At 52.1% G+C, this 211-nt stretch carries 1 protein-coding gene; it reads right to left on the reverse strand.

The window, feature by feature from the left end; all coding sequences use genetic code 11:
- Window position 1: 1 nt before the first annotated feature.
- The coding region (locus AC0608_RS14010; protein ID WP_478289512.1) for a glutamate synthase-related protein at window positions 2-211 on the reverse strand (210 nt) is incomplete at its 5' end.

A 211-nucleotide genomic window follows, 5' to 3' on the forward strand; every position in this document is an offset into this window, starting at 1 on the left:
GTCAATCCAGATGCGCTGGTATCGGTGAAACTGGATTGACCTGTTTTAAGTCAAAAATCAGCTGGGCCAAATCTTCAATCGAGTAAATATCGTGATGCGGTGGCGGGGAAATCAAAGAAATCCCTGGCTTGGAGCAACGCAGCTTGGCGATCAGCGGGCTGACTTTATCCCCCGGTAACTGGCCACCTTCGCCCGGTTTTGCACCTTGGGC

The sequence above is a fragment of the Flavobacterium sp. GNP008 genome, assembly GCF_056428965.1.